Consider the following 282-nt stretch of genomic DNA (forward strand, 5'->3'; position numbering starts at 1 on the left):
AGCTGCAGGAAGAGAAAGAAAAATCGATTTCCCAAGTAGCGGCGAGCGAACAGGAAAGAGCCTAAACCTGAGGATTTATCCTTGGGGGTTGTAGGACTGCAAGAAGGGGACCGGAAGATAGACGAATGAACTGGGAAGTTCAGCCAGAGAGGGTGAGAGCCCCGTAATCGAAATCGGAAGGAAGCCGAGCAGGATCCTGAGTAGGGCGGAACACGAGGAATTCCGTTTGAAGCAACGAGGACCATCTCGTAAGGCTAAATACTAGCAAGTGACCGATAGTGA

Annotated in this window: 1 rRNA gene; it reads left to right on the forward strand. The window is 50.7% G+C overall.

The annotated features are described in order from the left end of the window. Nucleotides 1–282 (forward strand): 23S ribosomal RNA (locus tag KI210_RS08620); the annotation flags it as partial.

It is taken from the genome of Lactobacillus corticis, assembly GCF_018327645.1.
Classification (GTDB): domain Bacteria; phylum Bacillota; class Bacilli; order Lactobacillales; family Lactobacillaceae; genus Lactobacillus; species Lactobacillus corticis.